This is a genomic window from Campylobacter bilis (genome assembly GCF_016806695.1).
In the GTDB taxonomy this organism is placed as follows: domain Bacteria; phylum Campylobacterota; class Campylobacteria; order Campylobacterales; family Campylobacteraceae; genus Campylobacter_D; species Campylobacter_D bilis.
This window is the reverse complement of record NZ_WUED01000030.1, coordinates 1-1,351: the sequence shown is the minus strand read 5'-3', so window position 1 is coordinate 1,351 and position 1,351 is coordinate 1. Positions and strand designations below refer to the sequence as shown.

The following is a 1,351-nucleotide window of genomic DNA, read 5'->3' as shown; positions in this document are numbered from 1 at the left end:
CTCATTTTTACAATCAAGGCACCATACAGGCTAAAGATACAGGTGTTATCTTTAGTAATACTACCCTAACAAATTACAGGAGTGATTAAAGCAAAGAAAGGTTTAGAAACTTCAAAGCAAACAAGAATTACTAATTTTATCAATAGTGGTGCTATAAGTGGAAGCGATGATCAAGGCATTAACTTTGCTTATTCTATTCTTACAAATTTTATTAATACAGGAATGATAAAGGGTAATAGTAAAGAAGGAGTGTTTTTTAATAATTCAAGAGTTAGTATTTTTTATAATAGTGGGACGATTACAGGAGGTAGGTAATAATTCTGCTGCTATAAATTTAGGAAAAAATAATGATAGAACCACCACTACCACCATAACCACCTTTGACAATCAAGGCCTTATAGGAGGTAATAATTCTAAATTTGGTATTTTAAGCTATGATTCTACTATAAATACTTTCAAAAACTCAGGCACCATAGAATCACAAAACGGCGAAGCCCTCTATCTTAGAAATTCAACCATTACTAATTTTGAAAACTCAGGATCCATCATAGGGCAAAATTACGGCATCCAATTATACGGTGGTAAAATTACAACCCTAACCAACAGTGGCCTTATCAAAAGCAAAGAAAATAGAGATCAATCAGATAAACCAGTACAATTTAACTATACAGCTTCAGCTCTTAATATCCAAGATGCCACTATTGACACCTTTACCAATTCAGGCACCCTAGAAGGCATATTATAGGAGTCGGCCTATATTTAAGCAATATCAACACCTTCACCAACACAGGTTCTATCATAGGCACCTCTTCTAACAAATACGGATCAGCCCTAAATATTTCTCCAGAAAATAGCGGTGCTACCATTTCAACCCTCATCATGGTACCTGTATTAATAAAATTAGTAATGGTGCCTTTTTGCATACTAAATCCTGCTGCTGCATAAAGCCCATCTGATCCCCCACTACTGCTAAGGGTGCCTGTGTTGATAAAATTGCTTATAGAGACATTGGCTGCATGGATGGCTTTATCATTAGTACTGTTTATATCACCTTTATTAAAGAAATTTTTTATGGTATTTGAGTTTTTGGTAAAGTTAACTGCTTCTTTACTACTATTTTTGATCGTCCCACTATTATAAAAAATACTAACTCTTGAATTATTAAAAAACACTCCTTCTTTACTATTACCCTTTATCATTCCTGTATTAATAAAATTTGTAAGAATAGAATAAGCAAAGTTAATGCCTTGATCATCGCTTCCACTTATAGCACCACTATTGATAAAATTAGTAATTCTTGTTTGCTTTGAAGTTTCTAAACCTTTCTTTGCTTTAATCACTCCTGTAATTT

Annotated in this window: 2 protein-coding genes and 1 pseudogene; 2 read left to right on the top strand and 1 reads right to left on the bottom strand. The window is 33.2% G+C overall.

What is annotated here, in order from left to right; translation table 11 throughout:
- Window positions 1-81 precede the first annotated feature (81 nt).
- Entirely contained in the window at window positions 82-315 is a 234-nt protein-coding gene (locus GRQ01_RS07495; RefSeq protein ID WP_158335134.1) for a hypothetical protein, read from the top strand.
- A complete protein-coding gene (locus GRQ01_RS07490; RefSeq protein WP_158335133.1) occupies window positions 290-745 on the top strand; it encodes a hypothetical protein in 456 nt (151 codons plus the stop codon). The genes GRQ01_RS07495 and GRQ01_RS07490 overlap by 26 nt, the downstream gene beginning before the upstream one ends.
- Here the strand turns inward: GRQ01_RS07490 and GRQ01_RS07485 are convergent.
- Window positions 711-1,351: pseudogene (locus GRQ01_RS07485) on the bottom strand (hypothetical protein); the annotation flags it as partial. The gene GRQ01_RS07490 and the pseudogene GRQ01_RS07485 sit on opposite strands and share 35 nt — an antisense overlap.